Annotated in this window: 24 protein-coding genes, 2 pseudogenes and 3 riboswitches; of the genes and pseudogenes, 11 read left to right on the top strand and 15 right to left on the bottom strand. The window is 43.6% G+C overall.

What is annotated here, in order from left to right; all coding sequences use genetic code 11:
- Positions 1-163: 163 nt before the first annotated feature.
- A pseudogene (locus tag MKX71_RS07265) lies at positions 164-977 on the top strand (metallophosphoesterase).
- A gap of 27 nt (positions 978-1,004) precedes the next feature.
- On the opposite strand, the gene MKX71_RS07260 reads toward MKX71_RS07265, so the two are convergent.
- Positions 1,005-1,556, bottom strand: coding sequence for a hypothetical protein (locus MKX71_RS07260; protein WP_024572091.1), 552 nt, complete (start codon positions 1,554-1,556; stop codon positions 1,005-1,007).
- Between the two features lie 91 nt (positions 1,557-1,647).
- Between MKX71_RS07260 and MKX71_RS07255 the strand changes: the two genes are divergently transcribed.
- Entirely contained in the window at positions 1,648-2,766 is a 1,119-nt protein-coding gene (locus tag MKX71_RS07255) for a glycosyltransferase (RefSeq protein WP_339231909.1), read from the top strand.
- A 14-nt stretch (positions 2,767-2,780) separates the two neighbouring features.
- Here the strand turns inward: MKX71_RS07255 and MKX71_RS07250 are convergent, their stop codons facing one another.
- The 3 genes from MKX71_RS07250 to MKX71_RS07240 form a co-directional block, all read right to left on the bottom strand.
- Positions 2,781-3,245: a MarR family transcriptional regulator gene (locus MKX71_RS07250; RefSeq protein ID WP_003232536.1), complete on the bottom strand. Its 465-nt coding sequence runs from the start codon at positions 3,243-3,245 to the stop codon at positions 2,781-2,783.
- Between the two features lie 132 nt (positions 3,246-3,377).
- Positions 3,378-3,560 (bottom strand): stress response protein YkoL, encoded by a 183-nt coding sequence (gene ykoL, locus MKX71_RS07245; protein ID WP_003245766.1) that lies wholly within the window; start codon positions 3,558-3,560, stop codon positions 3,378-3,380.
- Positions 3,561-3,647: 87 nt separating this feature from the next.
- Entirely contained in the window at positions 3,648-3,803 is a 156-nt protein-coding gene (locus tag MKX71_RS07240) for a hypothetical protein (RefSeq protein WP_003232538.1), read from the bottom strand.
- Between the two features lie 194 nt (positions 3,804-3,997).
- Between MKX71_RS07240 and tnrA the strand changes: the two genes are divergently transcribed.
- Positions 3,998-4,330: a MerR family transcriptional regulator TnrA gene (gene tnrA, locus MKX71_RS07235; protein WP_003232541.1), complete on the top strand. Its 333-nt coding sequence runs from the start codon at positions 3,998-4,000 to the stop codon at positions 4,328-4,330.
- 42 nt (positions 4,331-4,372) lie between these two features.
- On the opposite strand, the gene mgtE is transcribed toward tnrA, so the two are convergent.
- The 7 genes from mgtE to ykoG all read right to left on the bottom strand — a co-directional run bounded on the left by mgtE (position 4,373) and on the right by ykoG (position 9,788).
- On the bottom strand, positions 4,373-5,728 hold the full coding sequence (mgtE, locus tag MKX71_RS07230) for a magnesium transporter (protein ID WP_003232543.1): 1,356 nt from the start codon (positions 5,726-5,728) through the stop codon (positions 4,373-4,375).
- A 17-nt stretch (positions 5,729-5,745) separates the two neighbouring features.
- Positions 5,746-5,868, bottom strand: coding sequence for a hypothetical protein (locus tag MKX71_RS07225; protein ID WP_009967087.1), 123 nt, complete (start codon positions 5,866-5,868; stop codon positions 5,746-5,748).
- Between the two features lie 91 nt (positions 5,869-5,959).
- A riboswitch (M-box (ykoK) riboswitch) is annotated at positions 5,960-6,125 on the bottom strand.
- A 107-nt stretch (positions 6,126-6,232) separates the two neighbouring features.
- Positions 6,233-6,370, bottom strand: coding sequence for a transcriptional regulator SplA domain-containing protein (locus tag MKX71_RS07220; protein ID WP_003218541.1), 138 nt, complete (start codon positions 6,368-6,370; stop codon positions 6,233-6,235).
- Positions 6,371-6,452: 82 nt separating this feature from the next.
- Positions 6,453-6,965: a PepSY domain-containing protein gene (locus MKX71_RS07215; RefSeq protein ID WP_124059786.1), complete on the bottom strand. Its 513-nt coding sequence runs from the start codon at positions 6,963-6,965 to the stop codon at positions 6,453-6,455.
- Between the two features lie 91 nt (positions 6,966-7,056).
- Positions 7,057-7,737: a PepSY domain-containing protein gene (locus MKX71_RS07210; RefSeq protein ID WP_101169471.1), complete on the bottom strand. Its 681-nt coding sequence runs from the start codon at positions 7,735-7,737 to the stop codon at positions 7,057-7,059.
- On the bottom strand, positions 7,734-9,098 hold the full coding sequence (ykoH, locus tag MKX71_RS07205) for a two-component system sensor histidine kinase YkoH (protein ID WP_336804995.1): 1,365 nt from the start codon (positions 9,096-9,098) through the stop codon (positions 7,734-7,736). Before ykoH ends, MKX71_RS07210 begins: the two co-directional genes overlap by 4 nt.
- 3 nt (positions 9,099-9,101) lie before the next feature.
- Positions 9,102-9,788, bottom strand: a complete 687-nt coding sequence (ykoG, locus tag MKX71_RS07200) for a two-component system response regulator YkoG (protein WP_339231908.1) — start codon at positions 9,786-9,788, stop codon at positions 9,102-9,104.
- A gap of 100 nt (positions 9,789-9,888) precedes the next feature.
- A riboswitch (TPP riboswitch) is annotated at positions 9,889-10,001 on the top strand.
- Positions 10,002-10,096: 95 nt separating this feature from the next.
- On the opposite strand from ykoG, the gene thiU reads away from it, so the two are divergent.
- Genes thiU through thiX form a run of 4 tightly spaced genes read left to right on the top strand, consistent with a single transcriptional unit; the run spans position 10,097 to position 13,669 of the window.
- Positions 10,097-10,699, top strand: a complete 603-nt coding sequence (thiU, locus tag MKX71_RS07195; RefSeq protein ID WP_014479602.1) for an HMP/thiamine ABC transporter substrate-binding protein ThiU — start codon at positions 10,097-10,099, stop codon at positions 10,697-10,699.
- A gap of 1 nt (position 10,700) precedes the next feature.
- Positions 10,701-11,300 (top strand): ECF transporter S component, encoded by a 600-nt coding sequence (locus tag MKX71_RS07190; RefSeq protein WP_003232554.1) that lies wholly within the window; start codon positions 10,701-10,703, stop codon positions 11,298-11,300.
- A complete protein-coding gene (locus tag MKX71_RS07185; RefSeq protein ID WP_339231906.1) occupies positions 11,287-12,930 on the top strand; it encodes an energy-coupling factor transporter ATPase in 1,644 nt (547 codons plus the stop codon). Before MKX71_RS07190 ends, MKX71_RS07185 begins: the two co-directional genes overlap by 14 nt.
- A complete protein-coding gene (gene thiX / locus MKX71_RS07180) occupies positions 12,905-13,669 on the top strand; it encodes an HMP/thiamine ABC transporter permease ThiX (protein ID WP_015252240.1) in 765 nt (254 codons plus the stop codon). Before MKX71_RS07185 ends, thiX begins: the two co-directional genes overlap by 26 nt.
- A gap of 30 nt (positions 13,670-13,699) precedes the next feature.
- On the opposite strand, the gene rsbRB is transcribed toward thiX, so the two are convergent.
- A complete protein-coding gene (rsbRB, locus tag MKX71_RS07175; RefSeq protein WP_003232560.1) occupies positions 13,700-14,533 on the bottom strand; it encodes an RsbT co-antagonist RsbRB in 834 nt (277 codons plus the stop codon).
- A 222-nt stretch (positions 14,534-14,755) separates the two neighbouring features.
- Between rsbRB and isp the strand changes: the two genes are divergently transcribed.
- From isp to guaD, 3 genes are all read left to right on the top strand, one after another.
- Positions 14,756-15,715, top strand: a complete 960-nt coding sequence (gene isp / locus MKX71_RS07170) for a serine protease Isp (RefSeq protein WP_069322540.1) — start codon at positions 14,756-14,758, stop codon at positions 15,713-15,715.
- Positions 15,716-15,847: 132 nt separating this feature from the next.
- A riboswitch (SAM riboswitch) is annotated at positions 15,848-16,003 on the top strand.
- Positions 16,004-16,130: 127 nt separating this feature from the next.
- Positions 16,131-18,419 (top strand): 5-methyltetrahydropteroyltriglutamate--homocysteine S-methyltransferase, encoded by a 2,289-nt coding sequence (gene metE, locus MKX71_RS07165; protein ID WP_003232565.1) that lies wholly within the window; start codon positions 16,131-16,133, stop codon positions 18,417-18,419.
- Between the two features lie 172 nt (positions 18,420-18,591).
- Positions 18,592-19,062 carry a guanine deaminase gene (gene guaD, locus MKX71_RS07160; protein WP_003245084.1) on the top strand — a complete coding sequence of 157 codons (471 nt, stop codon included), beginning with the start codon at positions 18,592-18,594 and terminating at the stop codon, positions 19,060-19,062.
- 49 nt (positions 19,063-19,111) lie between these two features.
- Here the strand turns inward: guaD and MKX71_RS07155 are convergent.
- Together MKX71_RS07155 and MKX71_RS07150 are read right to left on the bottom strand one after the other, a co-directional pair.
- Positions 19,112-19,281: pseudogene (locus MKX71_RS07155) on the bottom strand (hypothetical protein).
- Between the two features lie 34 nt (positions 19,282-19,315).
- Positions 19,316-19,726, bottom strand: a complete 411-nt coding sequence (locus MKX71_RS07150) for an organic hydroperoxide resistance protein (RefSeq protein WP_003232570.1) — start codon at positions 19,724-19,726, stop codon at positions 19,316-19,318.
- Positions 19,727-19,868: 142 nt separating this feature from the next.
- Here MKX71_RS07150 and ohrR point away from each other — a divergent pair, with 142 nt between their 5' ends.
- Positions 19,869-20,312 carry an organic hydroperoxide resistance transcriptional regulator OhrR gene (gene ohrR, locus MKX71_RS07145; RefSeq protein ID WP_014476587.1) on the top strand — a complete coding sequence of 148 codons (444 nt, stop codon included), beginning with the start codon at positions 19,869-19,871 and terminating at the stop codon, positions 20,310-20,312.
- 31 nt (positions 20,313-20,343) lie between these two features.
- Here ohrR and MKX71_RS07140 read toward each other — a convergent pair whose 3' ends face one another.
- Positions 20,344-20,769, bottom strand: a complete 426-nt coding sequence (locus MKX71_RS07140; protein ID WP_319620495.1) for an organic hydroperoxide resistance protein — start codon at positions 20,767-20,769, stop codon at positions 20,344-20,346.
- Positions 20,770-20,830: the final 61 nt, after the last annotated feature.

The following is a 20,830-nucleotide window of genomic DNA, read 5'->3' as shown; positions in this document are numbered from 1 at the left end:
CCGTCGGCATGTTCTGCCTCATGTGTCAAAATTTATTATCCCTTTTCCCTTCCAAATCATTCATCATATGACAATCCGTTTTTCAGCCTGTCTCTACCCATTAATTCCCGCTATCCATAGGGCTTGATCACTTACTATACTGATAGAAGGGAGGGGATATATTTTGTTTACAATCTTACTTTCATTGGCCATACTCGTATTTGTGCCATTTCTATATAAAGCGAACCGCAATACAAAAGATGTGAAAGTCAACACCATTTCAATCGACCAAAAAGACGGCCTTCCAGCCAGAAAAAAAATTAAATATCCTTCATTTATCTGATCTTCACTTGGAAAACATTTCAGTCTCACCTGAGGAGCTGTATCATTTAACAAAAGATCAGCCTGTAGACATCATTGCTCTTACCGGGGATTTTCTTGATCGGAAACGTAATATTCCGAAGCTGGCAGGTTACTTGAACGCCTTGCAAAAGCTGAAGCCTGCATATGGAATGTACGCGGTGTTCGGTAACCACGATTATGTATTAAAAGAAGAGGACTTTCAGAGATTGAAGCGAGTTTTAGAGGAAAACGGCTGTATCACGCTGCAAAATGAACATGTTCGAATCGAGACGGCTGCAGGGCCAGTCAATATTATCGGCATTGATGATTACAGTACGAATCGGAGTAATATCACCGGCTCTTATCAAAGTCTGGAAAATGGCTATCATCTTGTCTTAACACATGACCCAAATATTATTCTGGATATGAAAGATGTTCATTATGATTACCTGCTGTCAGGGCATTTTCACGGCGGGCAAATTCACTGGCCAAAACCGTATCATTTGGTGAAAATGGGCAAGCTCGTGCGGATGAACATGATTAAAGGCCTTCATTATCATCACGATAAACCATTTTATATCAGCGAAGGCTTGGGACAAACCGGCGTAAATATCCGTGTCGGAAGCCGCCCTGAAGTGACATTTCATCAGATTTAATCAAAAAAGACTGTGCTGACCGAGGCATCAGTCTTTTTTTTGATAGGTTTTCTGCAGCTTTTCTTTTGAGATAAACAAATAGGATGAATTCGGTAAATGCCGCAAGCTCACAGGCTTTGATGTCAAATATAAAATCGGCACATGAGACACTTTTTTAAAGCATCTGTAAAAAGGGTTCACCGGGGTGATCACATCAAAGCCGAGCCTTTCCACACCTTTGTCAAGCATTGTAATCCCAATGATTCCTTTGATTTTCTCGCTTTTTTTATGATTGTTGATATAGTCAAGAAGAAGCGGCATCGATTGATATACTTTCTGATAAATAATGATTCCCTTTCTGACCGCGCTCTCAATGCTTTGCAGTTCTCTTATCAGCTTAATATTGTGCAGATGAATTTTAACGAGCACATCATTTTTTCTAATATGCGTTCCATCGCTCAGTACGACATGATGTCCTTTATACTTCGTCAGCCTGACTCGAAAAACGCTTTTTTGATCGTTGTCAATCAAGCTTAGCCTTGAAAAAAAGAAATAAATCGGATCAACCATTCTCCATATGGAAAGGAAACAGGTTTTCATCTCTTCACCTTCCTCATAATCAAAAACACCCTTATATTTTGTGAACGTTCTCCTCAAAATATAGTTGCCATATTTTTTTAGGAGGACTGTCATGAAAAACATTCTCATTTTTCCTTTTTTAAGCATTTCCACCGGCCATCATCATGTGGCTGATGTATTGCAGGCTGAATTAGAGTCTCAAGGGCTGGCAGCTGAAAAGATTGATATCTTTTCACATTCGTATAGGCGGTTAGAAAAATTGTCCTCCGTGGCTTATTTAAAATGGATTCAATATTTCCCGAAAACGTACAGCGGCATTTACAGGCTCCTCGCCTGCGGAGAATTTCAGCATGACAAACGCTATTTCATGTACGAATGGCTGTTCACACAGCAAATGAGGCACATCCTCCAAGAAAAACAGCCTGATATCGCCTTCTGCACACATGCGCTGCCTTCTTATCTGCTGAACCGACTAAAGCCTGAATATCCGAATCTGACGGTTGTGAATGTATACACTGATTTTTTCGTGAATCAATTATGGGGACGGAAGAACATTGATTACCATTTTGTTCCGAGCACGGAAGTAAAGAAGCAGCTAATATCAGAGGGTATGGATCAGAACAACATATACTTGACCGGCATTCCAGTTCACCGAAATTTTGAAATGGAATCAGCAGATACCTTGCAGCACCACCCGCCATATACCATCATCATCACAGGGGGCAGTATGGGGGTCGGTGGGATTTTAAAATGGGTGCAGGAACTGTCGCCAGGCGGAAAGATCTTATACAAAATATTATGCGGCAGAAACGAAAAGCTCTACTCCTATGTCAAAAGTTTACACCACCCCTTGATTGAGGCGATTCCTTATCTTCACAGCAAAGCAGAGATGAACCGTTTGTACGAACAGGCGACAGGCATCATGACTAAACCCGGAGGCGTGACCATCAGTGAATGCTTACAGAAACGGCTTCCGGTATTTATTTATCATGCACTGCCGGGACAGGAGGAAATGAATTTAAACCTCCTACATGAAAGGAAACTCGTCACAGATATGAGAAACTGGGACATGCAGAAAGCAGAAGAGTATATCGCGGCATTTTTTCAATCGAACGAGATGAAGGAGTATAAAAAACACGTCAATGGATACCTTGGCGAAATGTCTGATAGGAAGATTGAAGATGTTTTAAAAAGAATCATATGGAAACAAAAAAACACTCTCCTGAAATAGAGAGTGTAGAATAGTTAACGAAACAGCAAATGCTGGCTGTGTATGCCTGCTTTCTTGAGCAGGACGATCAGCTGGTCCTGTTCATCAGGCGAAAGACCTGAAAACGCTCTCGCAATACGCAGTGCATGAATCGGATAAATTTTATCCAAATACTCATTTCCCTTGTCAGTTAAATGTGCGTAAACAGAGCGTTTATCTTTCGGGTCCTGCTCCCTTACTAAAAACCCGTTTCTTTCTAGTTTGTCAATAACATATGTGACGTTTCCGCTTACAAGCAGAAGTCTCGACCCAATTTGCTGTAATTTTTGCGGGCCTCTTGTGTACAGGAGCTCCAGTACAGCAAATTCAGTGGGATTAAAACCGTGCTCTTTGCTATCACGGATACTATGTTCGGACACACTTTTGAAAGCCCTTGCAAAAACTCTGTACAAATTCATCGCACGCTCAACTTCTTCTTCGTTAAACGATAATCTCATCATATCTACCTCGTATATAGGATTTTTATAAAAAAATAATGAAAACCCTTACATATAATAAGAGTTCAGTCCCTTACTATACGTATTCGCTATAATTCGAGAAATTCCTTCTAAAAGCAAAAAAATCCTTATACATTATCTTGTATAAGGATAATTTTTATGATTTGTAATGCTTCGAAAGAAATAAGCGTATTCTTTCCGAAGCTCAGAAATCGTCATTTTGTTCATGACCTCTTTATTATAAACCCCAATCTGATAGAGTTTTTCAGAATAATGGCGTCGTTCTTTTTCTAAAGCGGATTTCAATAAATTACTCATAGCGTCCTCCTTCATTTTGAGGTATCCTATACAAAAGATACTCTTTTTAAATGAACGTGGTATGAATCTAATGTAAAGAATTTATGTTTACGAAGATTTTCGGTATTGTCCGTTTTGAACCGATCTTAATAATTGAAAAGCCTGTTCTCCGGCAAGCTGCATAAACGTCTCCAGCATTTCATCACGCTTGATATCCAACTCTATAATTTCTTTTGCCAGTGAGACCGCTTTTTCTTCCTCCATGATTATCCTTCCTCCTCGTTTGATTCGTTACATAAAGGATAAAACGCGCTTGGGTGTTACGCATTATTCTTGTTAATTTTTCTTCCGTATTTTTTCAAAAATCTTCTATTTGATGTTAGAAAATATGACAAGCGTCAGGTTTTTTCTCTTTGTTTTTTATATACTATTATCAAAAGACATCCAGGGGTGGAAAAATGACCACAGAAGATCATTCTTATAAAGACAAAAAAGTGATTTCAATCGGAATTGTGAGTGAACTGACAGGATTGTCCGTAAGACAGATCAGGTATTATGAGGAACGAAAGCTCATTTACCCGCAGCGTTCTTCAAGGGGGACAAGAAAATACTCCTTTGCCGATGTAGAGCGGCTGATGGATATCGCCAATAAGCGTGAAGACGGCGTACAGACGGCAGAGATTTTAAAGGATATGCGCAAAAAAGAACAGATGTTAAAAAACGATCCGCAAGTGCGGAAAAAAATGCTGGAGGGGCAGCTTAATGCTCACTTTCGGTACAAAAACCGTTAAATAATAAAAGTCCGGCTCGCAGTTGAGGCGGACTTTTTACGTTTATAATGAGTGAATGAATGCAGTGGCAATGCCAAAGTAGATTAATAAAGATAAAATATCGTTTAACGTTGTAATCAGCGGTCCAGAAGCAATTGCCGGGTCTACTTTCAGTTTGTGTAAAATAATAGGGATAATCGTTCCTGACATCGTGCCGATGATTAAGGTTAAGAACAGTGAAGAGGCGACAACAAATCCCAAAAGCGCATTCCCCTGCCATATGATGGAGACAATCGCAATCAGCACAGAACAAACCGCTCCGATAAAAATGCTTGTTCTGAACTCCCGGAAGATTAGACGCACAATCGTTTTTTTGTTCATTTCTTCTTTAGACAAACCTCTGATGACAACCGCGAGAGATTGTGTTCCCGTATTTCCTGTCATCCCTGACACCATCGGCATGAAAAACGCAAGCGCGACAACCTGCTTCAGCGCATCTTCAAAATAGCTGATAATGCTTCCTGAAATCAGTCCGATAAACAAGAGTAAAATCAGCCATGGCAGGCGCCGGTATGCCGCCACGTAAGCTTTTGTGTCAAAGGTGATGTCTTTACCGGAAGCGGCAAATTTTTCGTAATCCTCATCAGCTTCCCGAATAACGACGTCGATAATATCATCGACCGTCACAATGCCGACAAGCACGTTGTTTTCTTCTACAACCGGTATTGCCAAAAAATCGTAACGTTCAATCAGGCGGGCAACTTCTTCCTGGTCCTGAAGAGCATCTGCTGATATGACGCGGGTAAACATTAAATCCTGCACCTTTTCTTCAGGTTCACCCAGAATCAAATCGCGGTAGGAAAGAACCCCAACCAGCTGTTTGCTTTCATTAATAACATATAAGTAGTTGATCGATTCAGCTATTTCAGCGAAGCTTTTCAGTTTGACGACCGCGTCTTTTACCGTGTAATGCTGAGGAATCCACACATATCGGTTTGTCATCATGCGTCCCGCTGAATCAGCCGGGTAATTCATCAAGAGCTGTACAGCTTTTGATTCTGACGCTTCCATGCTGGACAAAAGCTGTTCCTTCAGTTCTTCGTCCATTTCTTCAAGCAATTGAGCGAGGTCATCGTTGTCCATTTTGTTCATCGCCAGTGTTGCTTTTGTTTTTCCGACTTTATTTAAGACGACAAGCTGAAATTCGCGTTCCAGCTCCCCGATCATATCAGTGATATCGTCTACAGTTAAATAAGATAAATAGCGGGCGCGGTGTTTTTCCGGCATTTCTTTAAAAATAAATGCCATGTCATAGGGCTGAAGCTCATCAATAACACTTCTGAAATCCCTGATTTTCCCGTCTCGCAGTAAAATAATGATGCGTAAAATGAGTTCGTCATAGGTCATGTTTTGAACCATCGGGACTCGTACCTCCTCTACGGAGACGTGCCGGCCTCGCCAGAAGGTGCGGCAGTTCGTCTCCTCATCGTGTAATCAATTGTCTTGCTGTCATAGTATATGGGTACTTCTTCAGATTGACTCGAATGGGGAGAATCCATACTCCGCACCTCCTTTGATTGGTTTCGTTTTAAAGGCATAAAAAAAGCCTTCGGGATTGAAGGTGAAAGAAGCACGGCAAAAAAAGCGTGCGGGCGCCTTCAATCGTAGAGCTTTAGCACTGTATGGCATAGGACAAGCATCCAGCTGCATTAAAAATCACCTTATGTCGATGATTTCTGTTGACCCATTGGCGTCTTTGGACATTTTTGGGCAGCAGCGTATCTCCATACAGGAGCCTCACCTAACGAAGTTCCTAATTGAATTGACACACTGAGATTACAGAAAAAAACAAGCTGTGTCAACTCAAAAAAGTAATAAATGCGCTTACATCACAATTACGGAACAAAACAAGGGCCAAAGCCCTTATTCTGTTGTTTGTGTCTCGTCATCTTCAGAAAGCAAATGATACGTTTCATGAAGAAATAAGGCATACTCTCCTTCCTTCGTCGGATGAGGGACATATTCAGCCTGATTGATGTATTGCTCCTCTTTCTTTTCCATGCGTTTCGCCTCCTTTTCTACTTAGATTGTCCAAAAGAAGGTTTCTTATCATGAAAAACCCCCGCTGCAGCGGGGGTTTTGATTAGTCATCTATCTCCTGTTTGATAATGCGTCCATCTTTTGCGGAAATTTCAAATTCTGTCTCAGTTCCTTGCTTCGTTTGGATTTCCATTTCATAGATGTAAGCACCGTCATCTTCGTCAAGCTTACTTTCTGTTACGGTTCCACCTGTTTGCTTTAAAGCAATTTCTTCAGCTTCTTCTTTGGTTATGGCGACTTGTTCTGCTTTCTCCTTTAACGGGTCATTAAGCGCTTGTTTTGTATGAATATCTACATAAACGTCGTAGTCTTCACCTTCTTTTTCAATCTCCACTTCATAGACTTCTTTACCGTTGTAAAGGTCTCTGTCAATGTCTTCTACTGTGCCGTCAACAACTGTTTTAGCAATTGCTTCTGCTTCTTGTTCAGTGAGTGCATCCGTCTTAGAAGAAGCCTGTCTGTTTTCATTGTCTTCTTTGGCAAACGCGTTATAGCTGAATCCTCCGGCCGCTAGGCACCCTGCTAAAAGACCGACCATCCATTTTTTCTTGAGCATTTGTGAGTCCTCCTTTGTTTTGTATGAGTACAGTTTACACACTCAACATGAAAGGAAAACGAGAGCAAGATGAGAATTTGATGAGAAACCGTCAGTCTTCATACACAATGTTAGCTACCTTTCCTGTGTAGGCATTGATTTTCACTGTCGCTTCCTTATTATCAGGAAGATCAATGTCTACTTCAAAGATGAGAGTGCCCTCACTTTCTTCGAGATCTGCGTCATCCGCTGTTCCTCCCGTTTCTCGCTCAGCAATTGTTTTGGCTTCTTTTTTCGTAATCGGCGTTTTTTGTTGATCTTTGCTGCTGATTTGATCGGCAGACAAGACTGTTTTTGCCTGCATGTCTACCTTCACTTCGTATGTTTTCCCATCTTCTTTTTGTATGGTATAAGTGGCAACTCGACTTTGTCGTGTTTGTTTTTTGACCGTTCCCGGCACCCGCTCAAGCGCGAGTTGCTCGGCTTCTTTTTCTGTCATGGCAGATGGATTCACTGCTTTTACTCTATTCATTGAAAGAATGTCAGCCGATATGGCGTCTGCTTTTACAAAGTAAGTTCCCTTTTGATTTTCAAGCGTTATATCATATGTTTTTTTATCCTTTGATTGTGTTGCTTTCGTGACCTTGCCTTCATAAGAGGCTTCGACTTTTTTTACGACAGTCTCCTTTGACAATACGTTCTCATGGGTTTGCCTAATGATGAGAAACGTACAGATGATGACAACTAAAATGGCTGCTGCAGCAAAAGATACTGTTTTTATTGTTTTAGTCATCGGCCTCCCCCATTCTGTTCGCTGAATTGCATGGTGACAGCTGTTCCTTGTCCCGGCTTGCTTTTGACAGACAGCTCAATGCCATGCTCATCGGCGATTTGCTTGGCAATGGAAAGGCCTAAACCCGTTCCGCCTGTTTTTCTGTTTCGTGCTTCATCTGCCCGGTAGAACCGTTCGAACAAATGCGGGATATGCTCCTCAGGTATTCCGATGCCTTCATCCCTCACTGATAAAAATGGCCGTCCATTCCTCGTTCCAGCTGACATCTCAATAGGCTTTTCACTATACTTTATTGCATTATCAAGCAAAATGGTCAACAGCTGCTTGATGCGTTCTTCATCAGCTTTTACAAGCAGGCTCTCTTTATCTGTTTCAAGCAATATGTCACGCTGATAAACGGACTGGAGCGTTTGCATAACCGCGCGCGCCGCTTCAATCAGATCGATTGTTTTCAGATCAAGCTCAAGCTCTTGATGACTTTTGGCCAGCGCCAAAAGCTGATTGGTCAGTTTTTTCATATGCACCGCTTCTGAGTGAATGGCTTCTATCGACTCCTCAAGCACCTCCGGCTTTTTTGCCCCCCACCGCTTCATCAGGCTGCTGTAGCTTTCTATAATGGTGAGCGGCGTTTTCAATTCGTGTGAAGCATCTTGAACAAATTGCTGCTGTTTATCATAGTGCTCCTTCAGCATCATTGCCATTTCATTAAATGTCAGCCCCATTTGATACAATTCATCGTTGGACTGTCCTTCTAAAGAAATCGTTTTAAATTCTTTGTCTCGCTGTATGTCTTTCATTGTGATCATTAATCGTCTGATCGGATTGATGATTCGGCGGGCTAGCAAGCTGCCTGCAAAAAAAGAAGCAATGCAGACAGCAGCACTTGCAGCGATTAAGATGATTTTCAACAGAAACAGACTCTCTTCTGTGTTCTCAAGCCTTTCAACCAGCTGAAGAGAAACCACTTGTCCATCGGTCCAAATCACCGGAACAGCAGCCTCGGCAAACAGCTTGCCGTCATGTTTCCTCACATCTGCCGTTTCTCCGCTATGAAAAGAGAGAGGAAAATCTTTATAGGCTTTTTCTTTTGTGATCGTCATAACGGCTTTTTGATCACCATTCACTACACGCACCATGCCATTTGCCGGAAGATAGGCCTGCAGCATATCCTGCAAAGCCACTCCTTCTGTTTCAGCGGCACGCAGCGCTTCGGCAATGTTATCCGTCTCATCAGCAAGCCGGGCCGCATCCTTTGATGTCAGCGCAGACGAAAAAATGAGATAGACTGCGGTATGCACCAAAATTAATAAAATCAACAGTGATATTGATGTGTATAGATGAATCTTGGTCTTCAGCTTCATCGTTTACCCCTTAATGGCATAGCCGACCCCGCGAATCGTATGGATCAGCTGTTTTTCGTAAGGATAGTCCAGTTTTTTTCTGATGTATCTTATGTAGACGTCCACGACATTTGTATCACCGATATAATCAAATCCCCATACCGAGCTTAGAATTTGCTCCCGTGTCAGCACTTGCTGTGGATGCTTTAGCATATAGACGAGCAGATCAAATTCCCGCGGTGTTAATTCCACCTCTTTGTCTCCGCGTCTCACTTCACGGGTTTTTTCGTTCACCCGCAAATCGTCATATGTAAGAAAGGTGCCGATATCTTCCGTTTTTGTTCCATTTTGCCGCAGCGCCGCCCTGATTCTCGCAAGCAATTCCTCGATTTCAAACGGCTTGGTGACATAGTCATTCGCACCGATATCCAGACCTGTTACCTTATCAGGAATACTGTCTCGCGCCGTTAATAATATGACCGGTGTCTGCGAATCCGTTTTTCTCAAGCGGCGCAGCACTTCCAGTCCGCTAAGCCCCGGAAGCATGACATCAAGAAGCACCAAGGAATACCCGCCTTTCGCTGCCGCATCCAGACCTTCTGTGCCATTGTGTTTGATGGTGACACTGTATCCTTCATATTCCAATTCAAGCTGAAGAACCCTGGCAATTTTTTCTTCATCTTCCACAATTAATATGTGTCCTTTTTTCAAATTTGATCATCCTCTCCCGTCCCTTTATGAAAAAATGATTTCGTTGTTTACAAAATGATTCTTATCATCTATTATGATGTCAAAATAAAAAATTGTATACGGAAAGCACTAGGGGTGCTGTTTTGGCTGAGATAAAGCGCGGAAGAAACGCGCTTTGATCCCTTATGACCCGATCTGGATAATACCAGCGTGGGGAAGTGCAGGTTGACCGAATGGTGTATTTTTTGTGCGCTTAATCGATCTATGACTGCATATTCCCTTAGGATATGCAGTTTTTTATTTTACCAAAAAAACAGGAGGTCGGAGAAATGGAGCATATTTGCGGTACAAGCAGAATCGCCGGTTTTCGCTTCTCTTTATATCCGATGACGGATGATTTTATCAGTGTGATCAAGTCTGCGTTGAAAAAAACAGATACATCTAAGGTATGGACGAAAACCGACCATATCAGCACGGTGTTACGCGGATCGATTGATCATGTATTCGATGCTGCAAAAGCCATTTACCTTCATGCAGCAAACAGCGAAAAACACATCGTCATGAACGGCACGTTTTCCATTGGATGCCCGGGTGACACACAGGGGGATACATATCTTTCCAAAGGTGATAAGCGTGTCAATGAAGATGCTGTCCGAGGCTTGAAGGCGGAAGCGCCGTGCCAATTTGCCCTTTATCCAATGAACGAGCCGGATTATATGGGATTGATTATGAAGGCTGTCGACATTGCAAAAGCCCAAGGCACTTTCGTACAGGGTGTCCATTACGCGAGCGAGCTTGACGGGGATGCGCATGACGTATTCAGCACATTGGAAGCCGTTTTCCGCATGGCTGAGCAGCAAACAAACCACATCACCATGACTGTGAATCTTTCGGCTAACAGTCCATCAAGAAAAAACAGAAAGCAGGGATAACATGAAAAGCTGGAAAGTAAAAGAAATTGTCATCATGTCCGTTATCAGTATCGTATTTGCCGTTGTTTATTTATTATTTACACATTTCGGAAACGTGCTTGCAGGTATGTTTGGGCCAATCGCCTATGAACCGATTTACGGCATTTGGTTTATCGTTTCTGTGATCGCCGCGTACATGATTCGAAAACCGGGTGCGGCGCTCGTTTCTGAAATCATTGCCGCTCTCGTTGAGTGCCTGCTGGGAAATCCGTCTGGCCCGATGGTCATCGTCATTGGCATTGTTCAAGGGCTCGGGGCTGAGGCTGTATTTCTTGCAACACGCTGGAAAGCATACTCTCTCCCTGTCCTTATGCTGGCCGGTATGGGGTCTTCAGTAGCCAGCTTTATCTATGATCTCTTTGTTTCTGGCTATGCAGCCTATTCACCAGGTTATCTGCTCATTATGCTTGTGATCCGCCTCATTTCCGGCGCGCTCTTGGCGGGGCTTCTCGGAAAAGCTGTCAGCGACTCTCTCGCTTATACAGGTGTGTTAAACGGAATGGCACTCGGAAAGGAACTGAAAAAGAAACGGAAGCGGGCGTCAGAACATGCAAGCCTTTGATGAGCTTCTGACGGTTGAGCAGCTCAGCTTCTCTTATGAAGAAGACGAGAAACCGGTTTTTCAAGACATTTCGTTTGAGCTTCAAAAAGGAGAATGTGTTTTATTATTAGGACCGAGCGGATGCGGTAAAAGCTCGCTCGCCCTTTGTTTAAACGGTCTATATCCGGAGGCTTGCGACGGCGTTCAGTCCGGACATGTATTTCTATTTCAAAAGCCGGTCACAGATGCTGAAACCTCCGAAACGATTGCTCAGCATGCCGGGGTCGTTTTTCAGGATCCTGATCAGCAGTTCTGCATGCTGACGGTGGAGGACGAAATAGCGTTCGGGCTGGAAAATCTGCAAATTCCAAAAGAAGAAATGACAGAGAAAATCAACGCCGTATTAGAAAAATTACGCATTACCCATTTAAAAGAAAAAACGATCTCAACCCTTTCAGGAGGACAAAAGCAGAAAGTGGCTCTCGCCTGTATTTTGGCGATGGAGCCTGAGCTTATTATTTTAGATGAGCCGACCTCTCTTTTAGACCCTTTCTCAGCGCGGGAGTTCGTTCATCTGATGAAGGATCTTCAGCGGGAAAAAGGTTTCAGCCTCCTCGTCATTGAGCACCAGCTTGATGAATGGGCGGCTTGGATTGAGAGAACGATCGCGCTTGACAAATCAGGCAAAAAAGCGCTGGATGGCCTGACGAAAAATCTATTTCAACACGAAGCGGAGACACTAAAGAAATTGGGCATCGCCATTCCAAAGGTCTGTCATCTGCAGGAAAAGCTGAGTATGCCGTTTACTTTATCAAAAGAAATGCTGTTCAAAGAGCCTATTCCCGCCGGGCATGCCAAAAAGAAGGAAGCTCCTTCTGGGGAGAGTGTGCTTGAAGTCAGCAGCCTTTCGTTCGCGAGAGGACAGCAGACGATTTTCAAAGACATCAGCTTTTCGTTGCGCGGAGGCTCTTTAACGGCGCTTGTCGGTCCGAACGGCACTGGAAAATCGACGCTCTTATCAGTTCTGGCCCGTCTCATGAAACCGCAAAGCGGCAAAATCCTTCTTTATGACCAGTCGCTGCAGAAATATAAAGAAAAAGAATTGCGTAAACGGATGGGATTTGTTTTTCAAAACCCTGAGCATCAATTCGTCACCGATACGGTGTATGATGAGCTTCTGTTCGGCCAGAAAGCAAATGCTGAAACTGAGAAAAAAGCGCAACACCTGCTGCAGCGTTTTGGTCTTGCGCATTTGGCTGATCATCATCCGTTTGCGATCAGCCAAGGGCAAAAACGGCGACTGAGCGTAGCTACTATGCTCATGCATGACGTAAAGGTTTTATTATTAGACGAACCAACCTTTGGCCAGGATGCCCGCACGGCGGCTGAATGCATGGAAATGATTCAGCGTATCAAGGCAGAGGGAACCGCTGTCCTTATGATTACACACGATATGGAGCTAGTCTCTTCGTATGCTGACAGCGTGCTTGTGCTTCACGATACGGGCCTGGCCTTTGACGGATCTCCAGCGCAGTTGTTTTCTCAAGAAACAGGGCTTGTCCAAAAAGCAAAGCTCACCCTTCCCCTTCTATATGAATGGATGGCATATCAAGAGGAGGTGCGTGATGAAGCAGCCGTTACATCTCATTAATCCGACTGTGAAAGCGGCGGCGGTTTTTTGTTGTGTCGTCATGCTGTCGTTTATTTACAACCCTTACACTCCGGCATGTTTTTATATCATCATCGTTGCGGGCGTTTTACTGGCGGCCGGAATCCCATTGAAAAAATGGTTGTTGTTTACGATTCCGTTTTTGATTTTAGCATTCGGGTGCGTGTGGACAGCCGCAGTTTTTGGAAAGGTGCCGACAACACCGGATAATTTTTTGTTTCAAGCAGGCCCTATCTCAATTAACAGCGATAATGTGTCTGTCGGCATCTCCCTTGGGTTTCGTATTTTATGCTTTTCCGCCTTATCGATGATGTTTGTTTTTACAACCGATCCGATTTTATTTATGCTGAGCCTTGTCCAGCAGTGCAGGCTCTCACCAAAGCTCGCGTACGGTGTCATTGCAGGCTTTCGCTTTCTTCCGCTGTTAAAGGATGAGGTCCAGCTGATTCAGCAGGCTCATAAAATCAGAGGAGGAGCGGCGGAGAGCGGCATCATTAATAAAATCAGTGCGTTAAAACGATATACCATACCCCTATTGGCAAGCGCCATCAGAAAAGCGGAACGGACAGCGCTTGCAATGGAATCGAAAGGATTTACAGGAAGCAGAAACCGGACATACTACAGGACATTGAGCGTGAACCGGCACGACTGGGTGTTCTTTTGCCTCGTCCTCTTATTATTCGCGGGATCCTTTCTCGTATCTTTATGTTTCGCATCATAAAAAATCCGCTATCACAGATAGCGGATTTTTTTATTGATGATAGTTTAATGCTTGGGCAAGGTTGGTTTTAATGGTAATATTCGAAAAGTCAATCCCCAGCTGTACAGCAGTTTGCGCAATTTCAGGCCTGATTCCTGACAGGGTTGACCGGACACCGATCAGATTAAGCGCCTCAATCAATTTAAAGATCTGGTGCGCCACCATCGTATCCACCACAACAACACCTGACAGATCGATTAACAGATGCTCCACACGTCTTTTCGCACAAGCTTGAAGCGTGTTTTCCAGAATAAACTTCGCCCGTTCGGTATCAATGTCACCGACAAGCGGCAGCAGAGCTGTTGATTTGCTCAGGGTAATGACAGGTGAGCTTAGTTCCAATATCATTTCTCTTTGGGCGTTTAATTGCTGCTTGGCATTCATTTCAGCGTGATCAACGAATGTATAAATGGTGAAATCAAATACTTTTACAATCAAATCTGCCCATTTTTGCTTCTCTCCCGGTTCAAACGCTGACTCATTTTCTTCTGCGAACTTCTCAAAATACTTCGTATATAATCTCCTGTTTCTCATAAACTCCCGAATGACATACTGAACCGGTGTGTCGAGATGTTTTTGATCGTTGGTCAGCTCAATGACCCACTCTTGAAACTCTTCGAGAAATTGTTTTTCCGGTAAAACATACATGTAATTCAGATGCCGGTAAAACTCTCTGTCCTGCTCTTTCAATTCTTCCGTTACTGTTGCATTATGTAGGGCGTAAAGCGAATTCGGATCACTTTCCTCCATCGTTTCAATCCATTCCTCGGCCATTTGTTCCACATGCTCTGAAAAAAATGCATATAATTTTTCATTCAGTTTCATGACACTGCTCCTTTCCCCAACACTATTATAACTTGACTTACAGTTGAATCCCAGTCATACACGCCGAAGCCATCCAATATTTTGAAGATTACTAATTCTTTGGTGTGTATCCTATTTTTTCAAAATGCTTCAAATGGCTCTGTCCGAGCGCTTGTTTTTTTCATATAATATGAGGCAACACCCTTGAATCCACTTGAAAGCATAAAAAAGGAGGGCTTTTTTATGAATGGTGAAATCCGCTTGATCCCGTATGTGACGAATGAGCAGATCATGGATGTAAACGAGCTTCCTGAGGGCATTAAAGTGATTAAGGCGCCAGAAATGTGGGCAAAAGGGGTAAAAGGCAAAAATATTAAAGTTGCTGTATTAGACACGGGCTGCGACACAAGCCACCCTGATTTAAAAAATCAAATCATCGGCGGAAAGAACTTCACGGATGACGACGGCGGCAAGGAAGATGCGATTTCCGACTACAACGGACACGGCACACACGTCGCCGGAACGATTGCAGCTAATGATTCAAACGGAGGCATTGCCGGAGTCGCGCCTGAGGCAAGCCTATTGATTGTGAAGGTTCTTGGCGGCGAGAACGGCAGCGGACAATACGAATGGATAATCAACGGCATCAACTACGCGGTGGAACAGAAAGTCGACATCATCTCAATGTCCCTTGGAGGGCCAAGCGATGTGCCAGAGCTGGAAGAAGCAGTGAAAAACGCAGTCAAAAACGGAGTGCTTGTCGTTTGTGCAGCGGGAAATGAAGGTGACGGCGACGAACGCACAGAAGAGCTTTCCTACCCCGCAGCTTATAATGAAGTGATTGCAGTTGGATCTGTTTCTGTAGCGCGAGAATTATCAGAATTTTCTAACGCGAATAAAGAGATTGACCTTGTGGCACCAGGAGAAAACATCTTATCCACCCTTCCCAACAAGAAGTACGGTAAGCTGACCGGCACTTCAATGGCTGCCCCTCATGTCAGCGGTGCGCTTGCTTTAATCAAAAGCTATGAAGAAGAATCATTTCAAAGAAAGCTTTCTGAATCTGAGGTTTTCGCACAGCTAATCCGCAGGACACTTCCTCTTGATATTGCAAAAACGCTGGCAGGCAATGGCTTCCTGTATTTAACAGCTCCTGATGAGCTCGCAGAAAAAGCAGAGCAATCACATTTGTTGGCCCTATAAGATTATTTTTCTTATATAATATACACCACATCATGTAAATAAAAATTTCAAATTCTATGTTGACAATGAATTTGAATTACTGTTAAGATTACCAACAAATGATTCAACTTTTCAAAAAATTAATAACATTTTCTCTTATCGAGAGTTGGGCGAGGGATTGGCCTTTTGACCCCAACAGCAACCGACCGTAATTCCATTGTGAAATGGGGCGCACTGCTTTTCGCGCCGAGACTGATGTCTCATAAGGCACGGTGCTAATTCCATCAGATTGTGTCTGAGAGATGAGAGAGGCAGTGTTTTACGTAGAAAAGCCTCTTTCTCTCATGGGAAAGAGGCTTTTTGTTGTGAGAAAACCTCTTAGCAGCCTGTATCCGCGGGTTAAAGAGAGTGTTTTACATATAAAGGAGGAGAAACAATGACAACCATCAAAACATCGAATTTAGGATTTCCGAGAATCGGACTGAACCGGGAATGGAAAAAAGCACTTGAAGCGTATTGGAAAGGCAGTACTGATAAAGATACGTTTTTGAAGCAAATCGACGAACTATTTTTATCCGCAGTAAAAACACAAATTGACCAGCAGATTGATGTTGTGCCTGTTTCTGATTTCACACAGTATGACCATGTACTCGACACAGCAGTCAGCTTCAACTGGATTCCGAAACGGTTCAGACATTTGACTGACGCTACCGATACATACTTCGCTATCGCCCGCGGAATCAAAGACGCTGTATCTAGTGAAATGACAAAATGGTTTAATACAAATTACCATTACATCGTTCCGGAATATGACGAGAGCATTGAGTTCCGTCTGACAAGAAACAAACAACTCGAAGATTATCGCCGGATCAAACAGGAATACGGTGTGGAAACAAAGCCTGTGATTGTCGGCCCTTATACGTTCGTTACGCTTGCTAAAGGCTATGAACCGTCTGAAGCAAAAGCGATCCAAAAACGCCTTGTGCCATTATATGTACAGCTTTTGAAAGAGCTTGAAGAAGAAGGCGTAAAATGGGTTCAAATCGATGAGCCGGCGCTCGTTACCGCCTCTAGTGAAGATGTACGCGGCGCAAAAGAATTATTTGAAAGCATTACAAGTGAGCTTTCATCCTTGAATGTGCTTTTGCAGACGTATTTTGATTCTGTTGATGCTTATGAAGAGCTGATCTCTTACCCGGTTCAGGGAATTGGCCTTGATTTCGTTCACGACAAAGGCAGAAATCTGGAACAGCTTAAAACACATGGCTTTCCGACAGACAAAGTGCTGGCAGCTGGCGTTATCGACGGACGCAACATTTGGAAAGCGGACCTTGAAGAGCGTCTCGATGCCGTTCTTGATATTCTCAGCATTGCAAAAGTTGATGAACTGTGGATTCAGCCTTCCAGCAGCCTGTTGCATGTTCCGGTAGCGAAACACCCTGATGAGCATTTGGAAAAAGACCTATTGAACGGATTATCCTACGCAAAAGAGAAGCTGGCCGAGCTGACAGCTTTGAAAGAAGGTTTAGTATCAGGAAAAGCGGCGATCAGCGAAGAGATTCAGCAGGCTAAGGCTGATATCCAGGCGCTTAAACAGTTTGCAACAGGCGCCAATTCTGAACAAAAGAAAGAGCTTGAGCAATTAACTGATAAAGACTTCAAGCGTCCGATTCCGTTTGAAGAACGTTTAGCCCTGCAAAATGAATCTCTCGGCCTTCCGCTTTTGCCGACGACAACGATCGGCAGCTTCCCGCAGTCTGCTGAAGTGCGGAGCGCACGCCAAAAATGGCGGAAAGCTGAGTGGTCCGATGAACAGTATCAAAACTTTATCAATGCGGAAACAAAAAGATGGATTGATATTCAGGAAGAATTGGAGCTTGATGTCCTTGTTCACGGCGAATTTGAACGGACAGACATGGTCGAATACTTCGGTGAAAAGCTGGCCGGTTTCGCCTTCACTAAATATGCCTGGGTTCAATCATACGGCTCACGCTGTGTCCGCCCGCCAGTCATTTACGGAGATGTTGAATTTATTGAACCGATGACAGTGAAAGACACAGTCTACGCACAGTCATTGACTTCCAAGCATGTAAAAGGAATGCTGACGGGCCCGGTTACAATCTTAAACTGGTCTTTCCCTCGAAACGACATCTCGAGGAAAGAAATCGCCTTCCAAATCGGGCTTGCCCTTCGCAAAGAAGTTAAAGCGCTTGAAGACGCAGGCATTCAAATCATTCAAGTCGATGAACCAGCGCTGCGCGAAGGCCTTCCATTGAAAACCCGCGATTGGGATGAGTATTTGACTTGGGCGGCAGAAGCATTCAGATTAACCACTTCTTCCGTGAAAAACGAGACACAAATTCATACACATATGTGCTACAGCAACTTCGAAGATATCGTTGATACAATCAATGATCTTGATGCCGATGTGATTACAATCGAACATAGCAGAAGCCACGGAGGATTTTTAGATTACTTAAAAAACCACCCGTATTTGAAAGGGCTTGGCCTTGGTGTATATGACATTCACAGCCCTCGTGTGCCGTCAACTGAAGAAATGTACAATATTATCGTTGATGCGCTTGCCGTCTGTCCGACTGACCGCTTCTGGGTAAATCCAGACTGCGGATTGAAAACAAGACAGCAGGAAGAAACGGTTGCAGCATTGAAAAACATGGTTGAAGCCGCAAAACAGGCAAGAGCACAGCAGACACAGCTAGTATAATTTGAAAAAACCATCTGCATTTGGCAGATGGTTTTTTTCTATAATACAGCCACAATCGGTTTCTTATTTAGCAAATCCCCCAATTACTTTGTTTATTTTGCACTTTTTTAAGAATGTTCTTTGCATTCTTTTCGGCTATACTAATAACACTCTATTGACAGGAGGGATTGGGATGAATCATGAAACGTTCTTAAAACGGGCTGTCACTCTCGCATGTGAAGGAGTGAATGCAGGAATCGGCGGGCCTTTTGGAGCCGTTATCGTGAAAGACGGAGCCATTATTGCAGAGGGACAGAACAACGTCACAACAAGCAATGATCCGACTGCCCACGCGGAAGTCACAGCTATTCGGAAAGCCTGTAAGGTGCTAGGAGCCTACCAGCTTGATGACTGCATTTTGTATACGAGCTGTGAACCATGCCCAATGTGCTTGGGCGCCATCTACTGGGCCCGGCCTAAAGCCGTTTTCTATGCAGCTGAGCACACAGACGCTGCCGAAGCCGGGTTTGATGATTCATTCATTTATAAAGAAATTGATAAACCTGCTGAAGAAAGAACGATCCCCTTTTATCAAGTGACACTAACAGAGCATTTATCCCCGTTTCAAGCATGGCGGAACTTCGCCAATAAGAAAGAATATTAAAAGGATCAGGCATGCGCGGCCTGGTCCTTGTTATTTCTCCAAGTAGCCGCTATGCCCTGTGCAAATACAAAACAGCAATCATGCGCGCCGGAATTCAGCTTGGCAGACACCGAGCCAGCCGCCCCCTTCATCTGTAACTTTTGGTTTAAAGGCATGCTTCAAACGCTTCTCTGACGTTTTATCAAAAATCTGTGCCCGCCCCGCATGCTCCGACACCAAAAAAACATCCTGAGAACACTCAGGATGCCGGTCATTATTTTAATTCGAGTTTTACATCAACATTTCCTCTGGTTGCCTTTGAGTAAGGACAGAATTCATGAGCGGCGTTGACAAGCTCTTGTGCCTTTTCCCGATCTAAATCTTTCGTGTTCACAACAAGTGTGACACCGATTTTAAACCCGCCGTCGCTCTCATCCTTCATGAGGCTGACCTGCCCTTCAATCTCCGAATCAATTTCGATATTCTGCTCTTTGGCTACGTGTTCGAGCGCGCCGCCGAAGCATGCAGCATACCCTGCCGCAAAGAGCTGTTCCGGATTTGTGCCGGTTTGTCCTTCTTTTTTGGCATTTGGCATGACAATATCAAAATCAAGAACACCGTCATCTGATGTAATATGTCCTGCCCGTCCGCCTCGCGCGGTTACTTTTGCTGTAAATAGTGCCATATTTCCCAACCTCCTTATTTGTATCTAGTTGTTATATTTCCCTTTCTGATCTTTTTAAACATGCTATGTTTGCCGAGAATAGGAAAAGTGAGGTTTTTCAGATACAATAGAATCGAATGACAAAAAAGAGTTGGTGAACAAAATGGAAAATAAATTTGATCATATGAAATTGGAGAATCAGCTATGTTTTTTGCTATATGCAAGTTCGCGGGAAATGACAAAGCAATACAAGCCGCTGCTTGATAAGCTGAATATAACATACCCTCAATATTTGGCTTTGCTTTTGTTATGGGAACATGAAACGCTTACTGTCAAAAAAATGGGCGAACAGCTGTATTTAGATTCAGGGACGCTCACTCCGATGCTTAAACGAATGGAACAACAGGGTTTGATTACGAGAAAAAGATCTGAAGAGGATGAGCGGTCCGTGTTGATCAGCCTGACAGAGGACGGAGCGTTATTAAAAGAAAAAGCGGTTGACATCCCAGAAACAATTCTGGGGCTCTCAAAGCAGTCTGGAGAGGATCTCAAACAGTTAAAATCCGCTCTATATACATTGCTGGAAACACTCCATCAAAAAAATTGAGGATGCCTTGTACAAGGCATCCTCTTTTTATTTATTCAGCAACTTCAAGTGTCACATCAATATTTCCGGAGGTTGCTTTTGAATACGGGCAGACGCCGTGCGCTTTTTTCACAAGCACCTCCAATTCTGATGCACTGACTCCTTCTCCTTTTACTTGCAGCGTCACACCAAGCTTGTAGCCCTGGTCCGCTTCATCCTTTAACAGGCTTACATTCGCTGTAACCTCTGTCTCTACTTTTACCCGTTCTGTTCTTGCGACAAGCTGCAGGGCGCTGTCAAAGCAAGCTGCATAACCTGCTGCAAACAGCTGCTCTGGATTTGTCGCTTTTTCTAATTTCTTGGCTCTCGGTGTCCCCGGCATTGCGACATCAAGCTCAAGAACGCGGTCTGATGAAATGACCTTTCCTTCTCTTCCTCCTACCGCTGAAACAGTTGCTGTAAATAATGGCTGACTCATTTTTCATTCCCCCAATATATTTTATGCAATTAAATTGTATACAATTAAATTTGAAATGTCA

The organism is Bacillus sp. FSL M8-0071 (assembly GCF_037975455.1).
In the GTDB taxonomy this organism is placed as follows: domain Bacteria; phylum Bacillota; class Bacilli; order Bacillales; family Bacillaceae; genus Bacillus; species Bacillus subtilis.
The sequence above is the reverse complement of the archived record's forward strand: the minus strand, read 5'-3'. Positions and strand labels throughout refer to the sequence as shown.